Below are 15,355 nucleotides of genomic sequence, written 5' to 3' on the forward strand. Positions count from 1 at the left end.
CGCCCGCCTGTACGGGGCTGTTATATGTGCAGATAAGAGCAGGTCACAATATAATCATGGTAGCTTTTTGACCATCCAACGTCAAGAAAGGATTTCCTCCCCCGCCTGCCTGCCCAAGGGAGAAAATCCTTTACCATCCTTCCCTGAAAGTGCCTATTTCATAATGCCTTATATTGTACGGACACATTGCTTCCCGAGACGTTGAGATGCTGCTTCACCTGGGCAATGATGTCCACGACCTCGCCGGCGGTCAGATTCTCCTTCTGCACGATGACGGTTACCTTCTGATCCTGGACGGAGACCACCGCATCCTTGTACCCGCTTGCCTTCAGCATTTCTTCGATGGTCATGGTCGCCTGCTCCACGGTGGACAGCTCCTCGTATTTTGCCTTGGCTTCCGCTACCGCTTGCGGGGTCGCTTCCGGATTCATCATGATCGCCATCTGTTCATCCTTGTCTTTTTGCAGCAGGGCATCCCGCTTCAGCTTGTAGCCCTGGAACACGTCGCTCGGCGTATCCGCCAGGGTGGCTGCCTCCTTCTGCTCCGACGATTTCGGCGCCGGTGTCTCCAGCGTTGCGGTATCCGCTTCCGCGGGTGCCGCTTCGGGCGCAGGCTGATCCGTCTGTTTCGTATCCACCTGCACGTCTCCCAGCGCACTGTCCTGCTGTTCTTCCGAAACGGCAGGCACCTGCTCATTCGGCCCTTTCACCAGATAGTAGCCCGAGAGCACCACCATCACCGCCAGCATCGTCAACAGCCAAACCGTTTGTTTCCGCAATACCATCCTCATTACCCCCTACCCTTTTTTTGGCAAAATGGAAATCTTGTACAGCGGCACATCCAACGCTTTTTGCACAGCTTCCGCAATCCACGCCTTCACCTGCATGTTTTCCGCCCCTTTTGCGACTACCAGCACTCCTCTCACCTTGGGTTTCAATGTTTTCAACACGACCGGCTGTTCCTGTTTGCCGGAAATGATGATCGCCTGCTCATTGCGGGATTGGTCGCTCTGGTTGCGCGTGGCCTTCTCCTTGTCTGTCTCCTGGGTGGTGGATGAGCGGGTTTCGCGGTTCTTCTCCACGACCAGTTCCGGTGTGGAATCCAGATTAACCATCACCTCCACCTCGCCCACCCCGACAACCTTCTCCAGGATTTCCTCCAGCTGGGTCTTGTACATGTTCTCGTATTCGGCGATGATGTCATTGCCGCCGGAGGAACCGAATGCCGGTGCGGCAGGAGGATCTTCCCCGCTCCCGGACGTATTGACGGAACCGGCGGCCAGGCCGAGCGGCTGGTCCGTCTCCACCTTCAGAAAGTCGGTGAGAATCATCAGCGCGATGCCTACCCCCAAGAGCACGATGATATAGTGGATGGGCTTCAGTTTCTTTTCCGCCGCATCGGTCTGCAGCAGCTTTTTCAACATTTGAAACATGGGTTCACCTCTCCTCGCCCCCCGTTTGCCGGTCATTCCTGCCACCGGTCCGAATCACATCGATCTGTTCTTCCCGCACATCCCATTCTTTTGCCAGCCAGCGAACGATCTCCTGATCGCGCGGGTCAACGCTCGTCCCGGAGACGCTGTCCGGCGCACCGCTGACGGGCTGTTCCTTGCCCACCCGGATGACGACCGGTTCGATGGGCTTCACTGCCTGCACGGCTGCCGATGCTTCCTCTTCCCCGGCGAATGTGACCGCAATGTGTTGGATCGCCGGATGCTGGGGATCCGTGGTGTTCAGCGTCACCTCCACCGCTGACGGTTCCGTTCTCCAGGCGCGTTTCACCTGCTGGCGGATGGTGCTCTCCAGCTGTTCCTTCACGTAGGAAGTTACCTGCTCTTCCTGCTGCCCCAGCAGCTTTTTGGCGAGAGGCTCCCAGTCCGTCCGGGAGGCGTTCTGAAAGTTATCCTGGTAGCGGCTCAGCTTCAGGGCGAGATCGTCCTGCGACAGGTTGAACACGGCGAAAACGGGCGAGAGGATGGTCAGGAGCAGGATCAGACCCATCACCATCTTGACGTACCGCTGCAGGTTGGTATTCGGCAGGATCAGATCGAGGAAGGCTGCCAACAGCACGAGCAGAATGATTTTTTTCAGCCAGGCGTTTAACCATTCCATCGGGCACCACCTATCCCACCATCATGGAAATGTTCCCTGCCGCTATCATGATCGTGATGGCCAGGAAAAACATCAGTCCCACCGTTGCCAGTGCGGCAAAGACAAAGAGAAGGCTTTTGCCGATCGCCCCCAGCGCGGCGATGATCGGGCTGCTGCCGAGCGGCTGCAGCACGGCGGAAGAGATGTTGTAGATCATGGCGATCACCAGAATTTTCAATGCAGGAAAGGCGCAGAGGATCAGCAGGATGAACACCCCGGCCAGACCGATCGCGTTCTTGACCAGCAGCGAGGCGCTCAGGACGGTATCCGCCGCGTCGGAAAACATCCGGCCCACGATCGGCACAAAGTTGCCGGTCACATACTTGGCCGTGCGCAGTGTCACCCCGTCGGTCACGGCGGAGGTCGCCCCCTGCAGGCTGATGACCGCCAGGAAGATGGTTAGAAACGAGCCGAGCGCCCCCATCGCGATGTTGCGCAGGAGCGAGGCCAGCTGCGTCACCTTGTAGCGCTCGGAAAAGAGGCTGGCGATCGCGAGCATGGTCGACAGGAACAGCAGGGGAAAGATGATGGTGGAGATCAGGATGCCGCTGGTGTTGACCATGAAGATGATCAGCGGGTGAAACATCGCGGCCGAAGCCAGATTGCCCACCGACGCCAGCAGCGCGATTACCAGCGGGATCATCGCCAGCATGAAATCGGACATGTTGGTGATCGCATCCCTGGCGTAGGTGATCGCCACGTGAAAGCTGTTGATGGCGAGCACCATCAGGACCAGGTAGGTGATCGAATAGGCGACGGTTGTCACCGTGTTGCGCTCAAACGCATTCTGCATCGTTTCCAGAATCATGGCAATGACGGTGATGATGATGATGGAGCTGAGCAGCTTGCCGTTTGTCCAGATTTCGTGCAGGACGTACTTCAGCATCCCCTTCAGAACCCCCGCGATGCTGATTTCGCCATTCTGCATGAGAAGCTGCACGAAGCCGGGGGATTTGATGTCCGGAAGATACCCCTTGTATTCCTGCAGCGTCTTCTGCCAGAACTGTTCCACGCGGTCCATGTTGAGATGCTCCACCTGCTGCCTGACGAGCTGATCGATGGGCCCGTCCCTGGCCCCCTCTGCATCGGCCATGGGCGGCGAGAGCAGGAAGAAACCGAAAAAGGTGATGAGAAGAAGCTTGATTGCCTGCGGCATCGATCTCCCTCCTTTCCCCGGGTGCTGCAGATCAGGCCGGCAATAGTCCGATCACCGTTTCGATGATGATCTGGATGATCGGGACGGCCATCACCAGAATGAGCACTTTCCCCGCCAACTCGATCTTGGAGGCGATCGCCCCTTGTCCGGCATCGCGGGTCATCTGGGCGCCAAATTCGGCGATATAGGCAATTCCGATGATTTTCAGGATCGTTTCCAGGAAAACCATATTCAAGTCGGCCTGCACCGCCAGCCGTTCCAGCACCCGGATGACCACCGCGATCTTGTCGATGAGAAAATAGAAGATGATGGCCCCGCTGGCGATCGCAAGCAGGAAGGCAAATATCGGCTTCTGTTCCTTAATCACCAGGGCGAGGATGGTGGCGACCAATCCCAGTCCGACAATCTGCACGATTTCCATCGCCAACGCCCCCCTTTAGTTGAACAGGAAGACGCGTTTCACCTCGGAGAACAAATCCCCCAGATAGTGAGCGACCATGTACAGGACGATGATGAAGCCCACCAAGGTGGCCCAATGCGCGATATCTTCCTTTCCGGACTGCTTCAGGACGGTTTGGATGATGGCCGTGATGAATCCGACTCCGGCGATCTGAAAGACAGGAGTCAAGTCAAAATCCACGCTGAACACCTCGTTTCACAGCATCAGGATGACGACTAACAGTCCACCCAGGAACCCCAGACTTTTGTACATGTTTTCATATTTGCCCTGCTCCAGCCTCGCTTCTTCTTCCAGACCGCGCAGATGCGTCATCGTGAGGCGCAAATGCTTCTGCTGATCGTGCCGGTCCGAACTGCCGAGCACGTATCCCAGGTTCAGCAGCACGTCCTTCTCCTCCTTGCGCAGAACCGTCTGTGACCAATGCTGTTCCACCGCCGTCTGCCAGCAGACTTGGGTCGAAAGGGCTTCGGCCGTCCCCATCAGCTCCGCAGCGGTCAGAAAGATACCGCCGATCTCCTTCGCCATCCGGCGGCCGATCTTGACGAACGCCCGGTGCAGCGGGGTCGATCCGTAGACGATTTCCGTCTCCAGCATCTGCAGCGCGATCAGCAGGGTACGCAGCTGCACGGGGCGCATGGCGTACAACTTGCCAACCTGCCAGCCCACCATGGTGGCGGAAAACAAGATAATAGCGGAACCGATCAGCTTGACCATGGAAGATTCTCCCTTTCCAAAGGCGCCAGGGAAGCGTCGTAAATCCCCTGGATCGTACCGGCGCCATGCTGGCGGCTTAACACGATGTAACGGGAAAACGCCCGGTGCTGCATCAGCTTCCCCAGCGTCGGCCGCAGCGCCACTTCCTGCAGGTCGGATCCGTGAGCGGAACAGATGACGGCCACCCCCGCGTGAATCGCTTCCCAGATCGCCTCCCCGTCTTCCGTGCGCCCGATCTCATCCGCAATCAGGACATCGGGCGACATCGAACGGATCAGCATCATCATGCCGACGGCCTTGGGACAAGCGTCCAGCACATCCGTACGCGGCCCGACATCACGCTGCGGAACCCCGTTCACGCTTCCCGCCAGTTCGGAACGCTCGTCCACAATCCCCACTTTCCGGCTGGAGGACCATTCGCTGCCGTAACTGAGGGAACGGGCGATGTCGCGCAGCAGCGTCGTTTTGCCGCACGAGGGCGGCGAGACGATCAGCGTGTTGAGAACCTTGCCGCCCTGAAAGAGAAATGGCAGCACCTGTTGGGCGGCCCCTTTCTTTTCCCGGGCGATGCGTATGTTGAAACTGGTGATGTCGCGTATGCCTTTCACTTCGCCGCCTTCCATGACAACCTTGCCTGCTATGCCAATCCGGTGCCCGCCCGCCACCGTGATATATCCCCGCTTCAGCTCTTCCTCCAGCGCATAGAGCGAATGCTGGCTGATCTGATTGATCAGCTTGGTCACATGCTCTTCCGTCAGAGTCCACCCCTGCCGCACATTGGCCGTCAGTTGGCCGCTCGTTGTTACATAGCTGGCCTGCTGGCTGTATCGCACTTCCAGCGGCTGGTTTTGCCGCAGGCGTATCTCTTCCAGAGAATCGCGCACCTCTGCAGGCAGGGCTGTCAGGATCTGCCGGATCGGCGCGGGCAGCATGGCGATGATTTCTTTCACGGGCTATCTCCTCCCACCGCATGGATCTGAATTTTCTCGGGAAGCCGTACAAACGGTGCTTTGTCCACTCTGACTTACCTCATCCTATGCAGCGTCGGACGAGATTTATGCTTTCTGCCCACAAAAAAACGTTTGCTGTCGCACATGGCGTGCACGCAAACGTTTCATGCCCCAAACGGTATTCGTCAGGTTGGATTGATCGGTTCCCGCTGATCCCGGCAGGGCTCGATCACATAGTGATGATATCCTTCGTCGTCTGTACTTTCGTGCAGGAAGATGATCTCCTGGCAGGACGGGCAGGGGAATTCGTAAGCGGTCTCGTACGCTTCGCCGCGATCCCGCCACCTGTCGTACACCCAGGCGTCCTCGCTGTCGTCCAGATCATACACCGCTGCCGCTTCATCGTCATCCACGGTTTCATACAGGTCGTCTTCCTCATCGTACAAGAACCATTCCAAGTCAGCCAGATCTTCGTCGACGGCTTCCACATAGGACTCCGTCTCTTCCACACGGGCGTTCAGAGCACGCAGCTCACCGGACATCTCGTCCAGAATCTGTATGATCTCCGACAAGATTCTGCCTTCCCGGCTGCTTTCTTCAAGCTCCAGCCCGTCCGTCCATCCGCGCAAATAGCTGATGCGTTTCGCCAGTGACTCCACTCGTGCTCCTCCTTTTCCACAGGCTCAGGATTAGAATTCCCTGCATCCTGGCGGTTACGAGTGGAAATCTTGACCGGTTGCTCGGGCTACAGCTGTCTGCTCTCCCCCACCTTCGCGCCCTGGTCCAGCCGATACTGCCCGCGGTACTCCACCAGATCGATTTCACAGCCCGGCCCGATGGTGACATTGTTCCCCCGCACCACACGGGCTTTGGTATATTCGAGGTGGATATCGTCGCCTTCCACGCTGTCCGTGGTCAGATAATGGCCAAACGGCAGGAGCGCTCCCCAGAATTTGGGCCCATGCGCAATCTTCCGGACACGGATATGCTCCCCGCCGATTTCCTTGGCCTGGCATCCGTCATGGATGTGGATCTCGATTTTGCCGGCATTGAGCAGTCCGCCGACGGTGAAGCCTCCTTGCAGCGAGAAGACTTCGGCATCGCAGTCCCCTTCCACGTGAAAATTTCCCCGGATATCCGCTTCTTCCCCGGATGCCCTGCCCGAGACCCGGGTCTTGCCGTCCACTCGAATCTCCTGGAAGGTAACGTCGCCTTCGATTTCCATTTTGCCGTGGATGTTGATCCGCTGGGCCTGCACATTCCCTTTGACGGTGGAAAGGCCTTCCACATAGACGGTGCCGGACCTGATCGCCCCGTTGATCTTGACTTTCCCGTTAGCGTTGAAGTCCTGGCACTCCAGATCGCCGTTGACTCCGGACACGCCGTTGATATCCACCCGGTCATACCTGCCTCCGGAGGCGGTGCCCATCCCGTTTATGCGCAAATCATTCGTTTTTTCCTTCATCATGGTATCCTCCCGCCTACATCAGTTTCGGTTTCAGTTCTTCGATACAGCTGGCAAGATTGACCCGCGCGGCAATGCGGGCCCCGTTTTCCACATAAACCTCTCCGGTGCCGGCATGCAGCAGGCAGGTAGCAATGCCAAGCTTGCGCACGAAGATCAGCTCGCCGCCTTTTCCCTGCACCTTGGGATAGTGATCGGCCAGGGTCTGCAGCAGCAATCTCCCTTCCTCCAGGCTGATCGAACCGTCCTGCAGCAGCTTCTCCACGATATAGCCAAACAGGATGCTGTCGAATGGAACGACCTCACCGATGCCCAGCTGGTCTGTCAGCAGGTCAAGGGAAACCTTCGAAACAATGTTTCGCTTCAGCAAATCTTCCCTGCCCAGCGATACGGCGGCCGCTTCGGGTGAGAACATGTCGGCGATCTCGTCGAGGGACAAGTCCTCTTTCATGTTTTTGATCTTGTCGATTCTGGCCAGTATCTGTTCCCTGGGGAAAAAGGTTTCCTGACCGGTAAACGTCGATTTCCGGATAAACCATTCTTCCGGGATCAGGTTTTTCCGCTTCCACCGGTAGAGCTGGCCGTAAGAGATTCCTGTCAGTTCCAGGAGGTCCTTCTTCGAGATTATGTCCTGATCCACTTCGTATCACCTCACCATTAAAGTAACATAACATTGTTACGTTGTAAATCGCAAATAAAAAAGGGCATTGACGCCCTTCTTCGGCAATTCTTTTTTACTGCTGGCGCACCCCGATAAAAATAAACATCACGCCGGTAAAGATCCAGGCGATTTTCCAGAGGCTGATCCGCTCCGCCATGCCCAACAGCCCGATGGTGGTTGTCGTCAATAGAACAATCGGCCCGACAAGCGCAAGCCCGGAGTTGACCACCAGCGCCTTTTCCACCTGGTTCAGTTTCAAAATCAGCAAGGCGGCCAGAATCTCGATGGTTCCCGACATGATCCGCAGCGCTGCCATGCCGATGATCGCTTTCTCCCACATGCCCGTCCCTCCTTTCCACCAGCTTATGCCCGGCCAGACTCTTTTAGTCTATGTCCCGGTCTCTTTTGGGCCAACGCCCAGCCGCTGCCGACTCACTTTCCTCCCCCTGTCGGGCATAAGCTGTAGCAAATGCCCAAGAAAAGAGGAGTCGACATGCGAGGAAACGAATCACCCTTTTGGCCTGCCAGCTGGATCGATCCGTCATTGGCGCGTGCGGACAAACCGCGCACGCGGGGTTTAACCATGGTGATCGACAAAGGACTCGGGCTGCACGCCTTCCATGACCTGCTGCAGCTCGCCGCTCCCTATATCGATATTTGCAAGCTGGGTTTCGGGACGTCTGCGCTTTATCCCATCGACATCCTGCGGGAGAAGGTGGAGCTGGCCAAACGTTACGGCGTGGATATCATGCCTGGCGGAACCTTTTTCGAGCTGGCCTTCGCGCAGGCGCCGCTGGAGAGCTACCTTGCCCGGCTCAAGGCGCTCGGCTTCACCGCCATCGAGATTTCCGACGGCACTCTGCCGCTTTCCAGGGAGATGCGGCTGAAAGCCATCTCCCGCGCGGCAGATGCCGGGCTGACGGTCTACACGGAATTCGGCCAGAAAGCGGCGGGCTTCAAGGCGGAGGCGGAAGCCCTGACCGAAACCTTGCGGGCCGATCTGGAGGCCGGCGCCGCCTATGTGATCGTGGAAGCGCGGGAAAGCGGCAATGTGGGGGTGTTTAATCAGCAGGGAGAATTGGATGAACCATTCCTGCATGACGTGACGAACCAATGCGGGGATCTGGCGGCCAAGCTGATCTGGGAGGCGCCGCAAAAGGACCAGCAGGTGGCCCTGCTGCGCACGCTCGGCCTGCATGTCAATCTCGGCAACATCGCGCCGGCGGATGTGCTGTCGGTCGAAACGCTGCGCCGGGGGCTCAGGGGGGATACGTCGGCGAAGGTGCTGCGCGAGAGGAGAGCCGCTCCGTGCGAATAGAGGTGGTGCCCTCCGTGGGGGAAATCCGGCATGAGCAGATCCGCAGCCGGGTGGTGGTGGTGATCGATGTGCTGCGCGCCTCCAGCACGATCGTCACGGCCCTGCAGCACGGCTTTGCGGAGATCATTCCGGCGGAAACCGCCGGGCAGGCGCTGGCGCTGCGTGACGAGCGCTCACTGCTGGCGGGCGAACGCTACTGCCGCAAACACCCGTCCTTTGATTTCAACAATTCGCCGACAGCGCTGTGCACCGACCGCTTCCACGGCAAACGGCTGATCCTCTGCACCACCAACGGCACCCGGGCGATTCAAAAGGCGGAGCATGCCCAGGCCCTTTTGATCGGGTCGCTGCTGAACGCGACGGCATGCATCACCCATGCCCTCTCCTATCAATCGGATGTCACGCTGTACTGCGCAGGCTCCCGGGAGAAATTTGCCCTGGAAGACGGGATCGCCGCCGGCATGATGGTGGATGTCGTGAAACGGCTGGCTCCGCAGGCGCAGGTGTGCGATCTGGGGAACGCCCTGCACGCCAGCTACCTCTACCTGGCCGACCACCTGGAAGAGATGCTGGCGCAGACAGCAACGGGCAAACGGCTGCTGGAGCATCGCTTCGAGGAAGACATCCGCTTCTGCAGCCAGCGCGACCGTTATCAGCTGGTGCCTGTCGCCAAGGAAGGACGCATACTCCCGGCCCTTGTCTCATAAAGTGTAGGAGACTAGGGACAGGGGTTCGATGCGCATGTCGTTCATGTCAGGAGAAGTGACGCTGGTCGTCCTGATCGTCATCGGGCTGGTTGGCCGCTCGCCGATTATCGCCACGGCCGCCAGCATGCTGCTGGTGATGAAGCTCACGTCGCTGGAGCGTTTTTTCCCCACGGTGGAGCGCCGCGGCCTGGAGCTGGGGCTGTTGTTTTTGACCGTCTCCGTATTGGTGCCGTTTGCCAATGAAAAGGTGACGCTCAAGGAGATCACCCCGCTGTTTACGACGCTGATCGGGGTGCTGGCGCTGGCCGGCGGCGCCCTGGCCACCTACATGAACGGCAAGGGGCTTGAAGTCCTGCGGGCCGAGCCGCACATCATCGTCGGCCTCGTGATCGGCTCCATCATCGGCATCGTCTTCTTGCGGGGCATCCCGGTCGGTCCGCTGATGGCCGCCGGGATCACGGCCTTTCTCATGAAAATCTGCGAGTGGTTGGGCGGACGGTGGTAAAATAACCCCGCCGACTTGAGCTATCGCTGTTGTCGGCGGGGGCCCCCCAGCGATAACCCCGCCGACTTGAGCGAACGCTCCACCCACTCGGCAATAGCTAACGCTTTGCCGAGTGGGGTCCCTTGCTGTTGCCGGCAGGGGCCCCCAAAACAAAAACCTTGGCACGCATATAGCATTGCCAAGGTTTTCTTACACTTACGCGCGGGACACGTAGCTTTCCGAGCGCGTATCGATGATCAGCTTGTCGCCTTCGTTGACGAAGAGGGGAACGTTTACCACGAACCCGGTCTCCAGCTTCGCCTTCTTCGTGACGTTGGAGGCGGTGTCGCCCTTGATGCCCGGTTCGGTTTCCACGACGGTCAGCTCCACCGTGTTCGGCAGCTGAATCCCGATGGTTTCGCCGTTGTACTGCATCACCTGCACGTTCATGTTTTCCTTCAGAAACTTCAGTTCACGCTCGATCTGGCTGCGGTTGAAGTTGACCTGCTCGTAGGTTTCCGTATTCATGAACGTGTATTCGTCGCCGCTGTTGTACAGGTACTGCATCGTGCTGGTCTCGATGCGTGCCGGATTCACTTTTTCACCGCCGCGGAACGTCATTTCCGTCACGTTGCCGTTGCGCAGGTTGCGCAGTTTGGAACGGACGAAGGCTGCGCCTTTACCCGGCTTTACATGTTGAAATTCAATCACTTGGTAGATGTTGCCATCCACTTCGATGGTTAAACCAGTACGAAAATCGTTTACAGAGATCATGATAGTCCTCCCAAAAAGATCAATAACCATCCATAGTATAAATTAGACGGGCAAAATGAGCAACTCTTTCGTTGATTGTGTCAAAATCTCACAACCGGTTTCGGTGATCCATACATCGTCTTCAATGCGGACGCCGCCCAGCTCGCTGAGATAGATGCCCGGTTCAACCGTTACCAGCATGCCCGGCTTCAGCACCACGCTGCTGGCCGCCGACAGATTGGGCAGCTCGTGCACCTCCAGCCCCAGACCGTGGCCCGTGCTGTGACCATAAGCCGGACCATAGCCCGCTGCTGCAATGATATCCCGGGTCAGCGCGTCGGCTTCCCTGCCGGTCATGCCCGGTCGGATATGCTTGACGCCGTTCAGTTGTGCCTGCAGCACGATGTCATAAATCTCCTTCATCTTCGGATCCGGTTCGCCGACACTGACCGTTCGGGTAATATCGGAATTGTATCCCTGGTAAAGCGCGCCGAAATCAAGCGTCACCATTTCGCCCGCCTGAATCACCTTTTCGCTGGCGCGGCCATGGGGAAGCGCGCCGCGGACCCCCGAGGCCACGATGATATCGAAGGCCGATGCGGCCGCTCCCTCCCGGCGCATGAAGAACTCCAGCTCCATCGCCACATCCAGCTCGCGCACACCCGGACGGATGTAGGAGAGGATATGGGTGAATGCGGCGTCGGCAATGCGAACGGCCTCGCGGATGATTGTCATCTCCGCTTCATCCTTGTACATGCGCAGCTCTTCAATCAGGCCGGCCGTCGGGACCAGTTCCACGCCCGCAAACGCTTCTTTCCATGCTTCGTATACCCCGACGCTGATGTGGTTCTTTTCAAAAGCCAGCCGTTTCACACCCAGGCTCTTCAGCTGCCCGGCAATGGCCTCCACCGGTTTGCGCTCATTGTTGACGATGGTAAACAGCGGCGCTTCCACCGCGGCCTGGTCGAGATACCGAAAATCCGTGACCAACACCGCCGCATCCGCCGTGACGATAACCCAGCCTGTCGAACCGGTGAAGCCGCTGATGTATCGACGGTTCTCCCGGTTCTCCGTGATCAGGGCATCCACCCCCTGTTCAGCCAGCGCGGTCCGCAACTGCTCCAATTTTTTGGACATCTTTTCCTCTCCCTTTCCGCGTTTATCTGCTTGCTCGTTCCAGTCGACGGACCAGCGCCCGCACGGCCCACTCGTACCCGTCCGTGCCCAGACCTACGATCTGTCCGATCGCCACCGGCGCAATGACGGACGTGTGGCGAAACGGTTCACGCGCGTGTACATTGGAAATATGTACCTCAATCACCGGCAGCGATACGGCTGCGATCGCATCCCGCAGCGCGTAGCTGTAGTGGGTGAAGGCTCCCGGATTAAACACGATGCCGTGATGAACCCCCTTGGCCTGATGGATGGCATCAATCAGCACGCCTTCGTGATTGGACTGGATGTGTTCCAGGCGGCAGCCCAGCTCTTCCGCGACGCGGCGCAATCTGGCCATCACGTCTTCAAGCGTCTCGCTGCCATAAACGTCAGGCTCCCGCTTCCCCAGCATATTGAGGTTGGGCCCGTTTAACACCAATAGGGACAGCATGTCCGATTCCTCCGGTAAAATTCTTTTTCCCAGCCATTTTACCATAGGGAGGAAAAGATTGCACCGATTATTCCGATTCGGCCCGCTCGGCCACAAACGTCATCCCGATAAACAGCCCGAAGGAGAGAAACCACCCCAGTTCCGTACTGAGCGTACTCTCCTCCCAGTTGGCCATGCGAAAGAAAAAACCGAACACCAGCAACCAAACCAATCCATAAATCAGTCCGCCCCACCACAGCCTGATCCGCGAGAGCCATACCGCGTAGAGCGCCGTCGCTCCCCAGGCCAGCAGAAACAGGAAGGCCAATCCGGATACCGCCCCCCACGCCGATCCTTCTCCCCCCATGCCAAGCAGCGGCCGGGAAAACGAACGTACCCCGTATGGCGTAAATCCCAGATAGTTGGCCGTCATACGGATCGTCCCCCAGATCACCGTGCCCCAGAATGCCACTTCCAGGATTTTGCGCCACGTAATTCTCCGGGCGGCATGCCGCGCTGCTTTCTTGTGAACCTTTGATTTCACCGACTGCATCGATCTTCACCTCACCTTGTAGTATGCACCTGTACACGGTTTTGCCATCCCTCCCAGGAAACGGCAGCGCCGATCGTCGCGGAAGATGGGCATGGCATCGAAGCATCTGCTTGTGGCGGGACTGCCCACTTTACGCTAGAATAGGAAGGAAGGAAGGTGATCACTTTTGGCGCAGCAAACCACACCTGCATACGGCGGTCAAGCCGTGATTGAAGGGGTTATGTTTGGCGGCAGGTCCGTTACCGTCACGGCCATCCGCAGAAAAAACCAGGAGATTGAATACTACGAGGCACCCAGAGAAGAATACAGATGGATGAAGCCCTTGAAAAAAATTCCCTTCCTGCGGGGAATCGTCGGCTTGATTGAAGCGAGCGCGAACGGAGCAAAGCACCTGAACTTCGCCACCGAACGGTACAGCATGGAGTCCGGCGAAGAGATGGACACCAAGGGTCCGTCCCGGCTCACCATGATTTTTGGCGTCGCCGTCGTCGGGGTTCTCTCCTTTCTGTTCGGCAAGTTCGTCTTCACCCTGGTCCCGGTTTTTCTCGCCAAACTCCTGCTGGGCAGATGGGTTCCCGATGGCATCCCGCAAAACCTGGTGGAGGGCGGATTCAAGCTGCTGCTTCTGCTTGGCTACATCTACGCGATTTCCCAGGCGCCGCTGATCAAGCGACTGTTTCAGTATCACGGTGCCGAGCATAAGGTGATTAACGCCTTTGAATCCGGGGTAGAATTAACTGTACCGAACGTGCAAAAATTTTCCACCCTGCACTACCGCTGCGGCAGCAGTTTTATCATCTTCACCATTCTCGTCGGGGTCGTCGTCTACTCGTTGGTGACGTATGAAACGCTTTGGGAGCGGGTCGTCCAGCGCATTGTCCTGCTTCCTGTGGTCATCGGCCTCTCCTATGAAGTCCTGCAGTGGACCAACAGGTTCCGGGAAACGCCCGTTCTCCGCTATCTCGGCTACCCGGGGTTGTGGCTGCAGAAGCTGACCACCAAAGAACCGGATGACGCCCAGGTGGAAGTGGCGATCGCCGCCTTCCAAAAAATGCGTGAACGCGACCAGATCCAGACGAATGGAGAGCTGGCTTCCACCGGTTAACCTTGCATTCTGTAAACCGTTGAGGTGAAACCCTATGTTGAGCCGTGTTCATCCGATCATTGCCGTCCTGCTGCTTTTCGCGGTCATCGGTTTCCTCACAGACCTGATTGCTCATCCCGTCAGCATCCTGTTGACGGCAGGCCTTCTGCTGCTGCTGTTTTTTCTGGTCAATCGTTATGGAAAAACCGGCCGATTTCTCCTCCGCCATCAGGCGCAAAAACGGACGCAGCAGGCGAAGCTGTTCAAGACCGCAGCGAAGAAAACCGGCCACACACCTCGCAAAGAAATGCCGTTTCGTGTGATCGAAGGAAGCAAGGGCAAAACAAAGGAGAAAAAAGAGACAAAGGCTACCTGAGGAAGGTAGCCTTTGTTGATGGCTTGCGGTACACCTCGATATACCGTTCGAAATCCCATCTTTCCAGGAACTTCCGGGCGGCGCGCTGGCCGGATTGGTACAAGTCCGTCCTCACCTTCTCCGGCAGCGAGAAATGGGTCGCTTTCACCCCCAGGGTCTGGATGAAAATCGTCCGTACAGCGTGCGCTTTCTTGACGTACAGACGGTCATGCGCTTCCAGCATGGTGGTGATCAATGCTTTGCTAAAGCTGAGCAGCCCGGTGATGCGGGTAAATTCATTCTCCTGCGCCTGGTCATGCAGGCGGAATCCGATCGTCGGCCAGCGGGGGATGCCGGGCACGTCGAACAGCCAGACGGGAAAATTGCTCAGCAGTCCCCCGTCCACGATGTAATGGACCATGTTGCTGTGCTTCAGCAAGAAGGGCTGGAAAAAATACGGAATGGTACAGCTCATGCGGACAGCCCGGGCGATGGGGAAAGCATGCGGATCGATGCCAAAGGAAGCAAGGTCATCGGGCAGGATCAGCATTTTGCCCGCGGTGATGTCCGAAGCGATGACACGCAGCTTCTCAGGCGGCAGATCGCCGAATGTCCGCACCTTTTTCCTGCGAAGCAGATCAGCCACCATCGCTTCCAGCTCGCTGCCCGGATACAACCCTTTGCGCAGCAGCAGACCGGCTGCGGGTCCCACGAGCGGCAGACGTTCCCATCCTTTGGTTTTGAGCAGCCGGAGATAGTTCATGCGGGTGAAAATCTCCTTCATTTCACCGCTGGAGTAGCCGGCCGCCAGCAGTGCGGCCACGATCGATCCGGCCGATGAGCCGGCCAGCTTCTCCCACTCGTAGCCAGCCGCCTCCATCTCCGCCAGCGCGCCGATAAAGGCGATCCCTTTCACCCCGCCGCCTTCAAATACCGCATCCGCTTTCATTCCCCGCCCT

The 15,355-nt window shown here is 57.8% G+C and carries 22 protein-coding genes; 5 read left to right on the top strand and 17 right to left on the bottom strand.

The genetic code is table 11. The features are described 5' to 3' along the window. Positions 1-158 precede the first annotated feature (158 nt). The 12 genes from G3578_RS05890 to G3578_RS05945 form a co-directional block, all read right to left on the bottom strand. A complete protein-coding gene (locus G3578_RS05890) occupies positions 159-785 on the bottom strand; it encodes a SpoIIIAH-like family protein (protein WP_165209942.1) in 627 nt (208 codons plus the stop codon). A 12-nt stretch (positions 786-797) separates the two neighbouring features. Further along, positions 798-1,433: a stage III sporulation protein AG gene (gene spoIIIAG, locus G3578_RS05895; RefSeq protein WP_165209945.1), complete on the bottom strand. Its 636-nt coding sequence runs from the start codon at positions 1,431-1,433 to the stop codon at positions 798-800. Between the two features lie 4 nt (positions 1,434-1,437). After that, positions 1,438-2,112 (bottom strand): stage III sporulation protein AF, encoded by a 675-nt coding sequence (gene spoIIIAF / locus G3578_RS05900; protein ID WP_165209948.1) that lies wholly within the window; start codon positions 2,110-2,112, stop codon positions 1,438-1,440. 10 nt (positions 2,113-2,122) lie between these two features. Continuing rightward, entirely contained in the window at positions 2,123-3,307 is a 1,185-nt protein-coding gene (spoIIIAE, locus tag G3578_RS05905; RefSeq protein WP_165209951.1) for a stage III sporulation protein AE, read from the bottom strand. Between the two features lie 31 nt (positions 3,308-3,338). Next, on the bottom strand, positions 3,339-3,728 hold the full coding sequence (spoIIIAD, locus tag G3578_RS05910) for a stage III sporulation protein AD (RefSeq protein WP_165209954.1): 390 nt from the start codon (positions 3,726-3,728) through the stop codon (positions 3,339-3,341). A gap of 15 nt (positions 3,729-3,743) precedes the next feature. Continuing rightward, a complete protein-coding gene (gene spoIIIAC / locus G3578_RS05915) occupies positions 3,744-3,947 on the bottom strand; it encodes a stage III sporulation protein AC (protein WP_134683166.1) in 204 nt (67 codons plus the stop codon). A gap of 15 nt (positions 3,948-3,962) precedes the next feature. Beyond that, complete coding sequence (gene spoIIIAB, locus G3578_RS05920) at positions 3,963-4,481, bottom strand: stage III sporulation protein SpoIIIAB (RefSeq protein ID WP_165209957.1); 519 nt, start codon at positions 4,479-4,481, stop codon at positions 3,963-3,965. Next, complete coding sequence (gene spoIIIAA, locus G3578_RS05925) at positions 4,469-5,431, bottom strand: stage III sporulation protein AA (protein WP_165209960.1); 963 nt, start codon at positions 5,429-5,431, stop codon at positions 4,469-4,471. The genes spoIIIAB and spoIIIAA overlap by 13 nt, the downstream gene beginning before the upstream one ends. Before the next feature lie 185 nt (positions 5,432-5,616). Further along, on the bottom strand, positions 5,617-6,090 hold the full coding sequence (locus G3578_RS05930; protein WP_165209962.1) for a CD1247 N-terminal domain-containing protein: 474 nt from the start codon (positions 6,088-6,090) through the stop codon (positions 5,617-5,619). An 86-nt stretch (positions 6,091-6,176) separates the two neighbouring features. Then, entirely contained in the window at positions 6,177-6,899 is a 723-nt protein-coding gene (locus G3578_RS05935; protein WP_165209965.1) for a polymer-forming cytoskeletal protein, read from the bottom strand. A 13-nt stretch (positions 6,900-6,912) separates the two neighbouring features. Then, on the bottom strand, positions 6,913-7,536 hold the full coding sequence (locus G3578_RS05940) for a DUF4004 family protein (protein WP_165209968.1): 624 nt from the start codon (positions 7,534-7,536) through the stop codon (positions 6,913-6,915). Between the two features lie 94 nt (positions 7,537-7,630). After that, a complete protein-coding gene (locus G3578_RS05945; RefSeq protein ID WP_165209971.1) occupies positions 7,631-7,897 on the bottom strand; it encodes a DUF2619 domain-containing protein in 267 nt (88 codons plus the stop codon). 153 nt (positions 7,898-8,050) lie between these two features. Here G3578_RS05945 and comA point away from each other — a divergent pair, with 153 nt between their 5' ends. From comA to G3578_RS05960, 3 genes are read left to right on the top strand one after another with little or no spacing between them, the layout of a single operon-like run. Further along, positions 8,051-8,875, top strand: coding sequence for a phosphosulfolactate synthase (gene comA, locus G3578_RS05950; RefSeq protein ID WP_165209974.1), 825 nt, complete (start codon positions 8,051-8,053; stop codon positions 8,873-8,875). Continuing rightward, positions 8,866-9,582 carry a 2-phosphosulfolactate phosphatase gene (locus G3578_RS05955; RefSeq protein ID WP_165209977.1) on the top strand — a complete coding sequence of 239 codons (717 nt, stop codon included), beginning with the start codon at positions 8,866-8,868 and terminating at the stop codon, positions 9,580-9,582. The genes comA and G3578_RS05955 overlap by 10 nt, the downstream gene beginning before the upstream one ends. 34 nt (positions 9,583-9,616) lie before the next feature. Next, positions 9,617-10,087 (top strand): DUF441 domain-containing protein, encoded by a 471-nt coding sequence (locus G3578_RS05960; protein ID WP_165209980.1) that lies wholly within the window; start codon positions 9,617-9,619, stop codon positions 10,085-10,087. 195 nt (positions 10,088-10,282) lie between these two features. On the opposite strand, the gene efp is transcribed toward G3578_RS05960, so the two are convergent. From efp to G3578_RS05980, 4 genes are all read right to left on the bottom strand, one after another. Then, on the bottom strand, positions 10,283-10,840 hold the full coding sequence (efp, locus tag G3578_RS05965) for an elongation factor P (protein WP_165209983.1): 558 nt from the start codon (positions 10,838-10,840) through the stop codon (positions 10,283-10,285). A 42-nt stretch (positions 10,841-10,882) separates the two neighbouring features. Continuing rightward, entirely contained in the window at positions 10,883-11,956 is a 1,074-nt protein-coding gene (locus G3578_RS05970) for a M24 family metallopeptidase (protein WP_165209986.1), read from the bottom strand. A gap of 22 nt (positions 11,957-11,978) precedes the next feature. Next, positions 11,979-12,425: a type II 3-dehydroquinate dehydratase gene (gene aroQ / locus G3578_RS05975; protein WP_165209989.1), complete on the bottom strand. Its 447-nt coding sequence runs from the start codon at positions 12,423-12,425 to the stop codon at positions 11,979-11,981. Positions 12,426-12,492: 67 nt separating this feature from the next. Then, complete coding sequence (locus tag G3578_RS05980) at positions 12,493-12,957, bottom strand: YqhR family membrane protein (protein WP_165209992.1); 465 nt, start codon at positions 12,955-12,957, stop codon at positions 12,493-12,495. A 166-nt stretch (positions 12,958-13,123) separates the two neighbouring features. On the opposite strand from G3578_RS05980, the gene G3578_RS05985 reads away from it, so the two are divergent. Together G3578_RS05985 and G3578_RS05990 are read left to right on the top strand one after the other, a co-directional pair. Beyond that, positions 13,124-14,062, top strand: coding sequence for a DUF1385 domain-containing protein (locus G3578_RS05985; protein WP_206529503.1), 939 nt, complete (start codon positions 13,124-13,126; stop codon positions 14,060-14,062). 34 nt (positions 14,063-14,096) lie between these two features. Continuing rightward, on the top strand, positions 14,097-14,417 hold the full coding sequence (locus G3578_RS05990) for a hypothetical protein (RefSeq protein ID WP_165209995.1): 321 nt from the start codon (positions 14,097-14,099) through the stop codon (positions 14,415-14,417). Here the strand turns inward: G3578_RS05990 and G3578_RS05995 are convergent. Continuing rightward, positions 14,410-15,345, bottom strand: a complete 936-nt coding sequence (locus G3578_RS05995; RefSeq protein WP_165209998.1) for a patatin-like phospholipase family protein — start codon at positions 15,343-15,345, stop codon at positions 14,410-14,412. The two genes, G3578_RS05990 and G3578_RS05995, sit on opposite strands and share 8 nt — an antisense overlap. Positions 15,346-15,355 lie beyond the last annotated feature (10 nt).

The sequence above is a fragment of the Brevibacillus sp. SYP-B805 genome (genome assembly GCF_011059135.1).
In the GTDB taxonomy this organism is placed as follows: domain Bacteria; phylum Bacillota; class Bacilli; order Brevibacillales; family Brevibacillaceae; genus Brevibacillus_F.

Bases quoted from the DNA above. Each gene is read 5' to 3' on its own strand.
- spoIIIAE (WP_165209951.1), bottom strand. From the start codon at position 3,307: ATGCCGCAGGCAATCAAGCTTCTTCTCATCACCTTTTTCGGTTTCTTC.
- comA (WP_165209974.1), top strand. From the start codon at position 8,051: ATGCGAGGAAACGAATCACCCTTTTGGCCTGCCAGCTGGATCGATCCG.
- G3578_RS05890 (WP_165209942.1), bottom strand. From the start codon at position 785: ATGGTATTGCGGAAACAAACGGTTTGGCTGTTGACGATGCTGGCGGTG.
- G3578_RS05990 (WP_165209995.1), top strand. From the start codon at position 14,097: ATGTTGAGCCGTGTTCATCCGATCATTGCCGTCCTGCTGCTTTTCGCG.
- G3578_RS05945 (WP_165209971.1), bottom strand. From the start codon at position 7,897: ATGTGGGAGAAAGCGATCATCGGCATGGCAGCGCTGCGGATCATGTCG.
- aroQ (WP_165209989.1), bottom strand. From the start codon at position 12,425: ATGCTGTCCCTATTGGTGTTAAACGGGCCCAACCTCAATATGCTGGGG.
- spoIIIAB (WP_165209957.1), bottom strand. From the start codon at position 4,481: ATGGTCAAGCTGATCGGTTCCGCTATTATCTTGTTTTCCGCCACCATG.
- G3578_RS05970 (WP_165209986.1), bottom strand. From the start codon at position 11,956: ATGTCCAAAAAATTGGAGCAGTTGCGGACCGCGCTGGCTGAACAGGGG.
- efp (WP_165209983.1), bottom strand. From the start codon at position 10,840: ATGATCTCTGTAAACGATTTTCGTACTGGTTTAACCATCGAAGTGGAT.
- spoIIIAF (WP_165209948.1), bottom strand. From the start codon at position 2,112: ATGGAATGGTTAAACGCCTGGCTGAAAAAAATCATTCTGCTCGTGCTG.
- G3578_RS05935 (WP_165209965.1), bottom strand. From the start codon at position 6,899: ATGATGAAGGAAAAAACGAATGATTTGCGCATAAACGGGATGGGCACC.
- spoIIIAD (WP_165209954.1), bottom strand. From the start codon at position 3,728: ATGGAAATCGTGCAGATTGTCGGACTGGGATTGGTCGCCACCATCCTC.
- G3578_RS05995 (WP_165209998.1), bottom strand. From the start codon at position 15,345: ATGAAAGCGGATGCGGTATTTGAAGGCGGCGGGGTGAAAGGGATCGCC.
- spoIIIAG (WP_165209945.1), bottom strand. From the start codon at position 1,433: ATGTTTCAAATGTTGAAAAAGCTGCTGCAGACCGATGCGGCGGAAAAG.
- G3578_RS05980 (WP_165209992.1), bottom strand. From the start codon at position 12,957: ATGCAGTCGGTGAAATCAAAGGTTCACAAGAAAGCAGCGCGGCATGCC.
- G3578_RS05960 (WP_165209980.1), top strand. From the start codon at position 9,617: ATGTCGTTCATGTCAGGAGAAGTGACGCTGGTCGTCCTGATCGTCATC.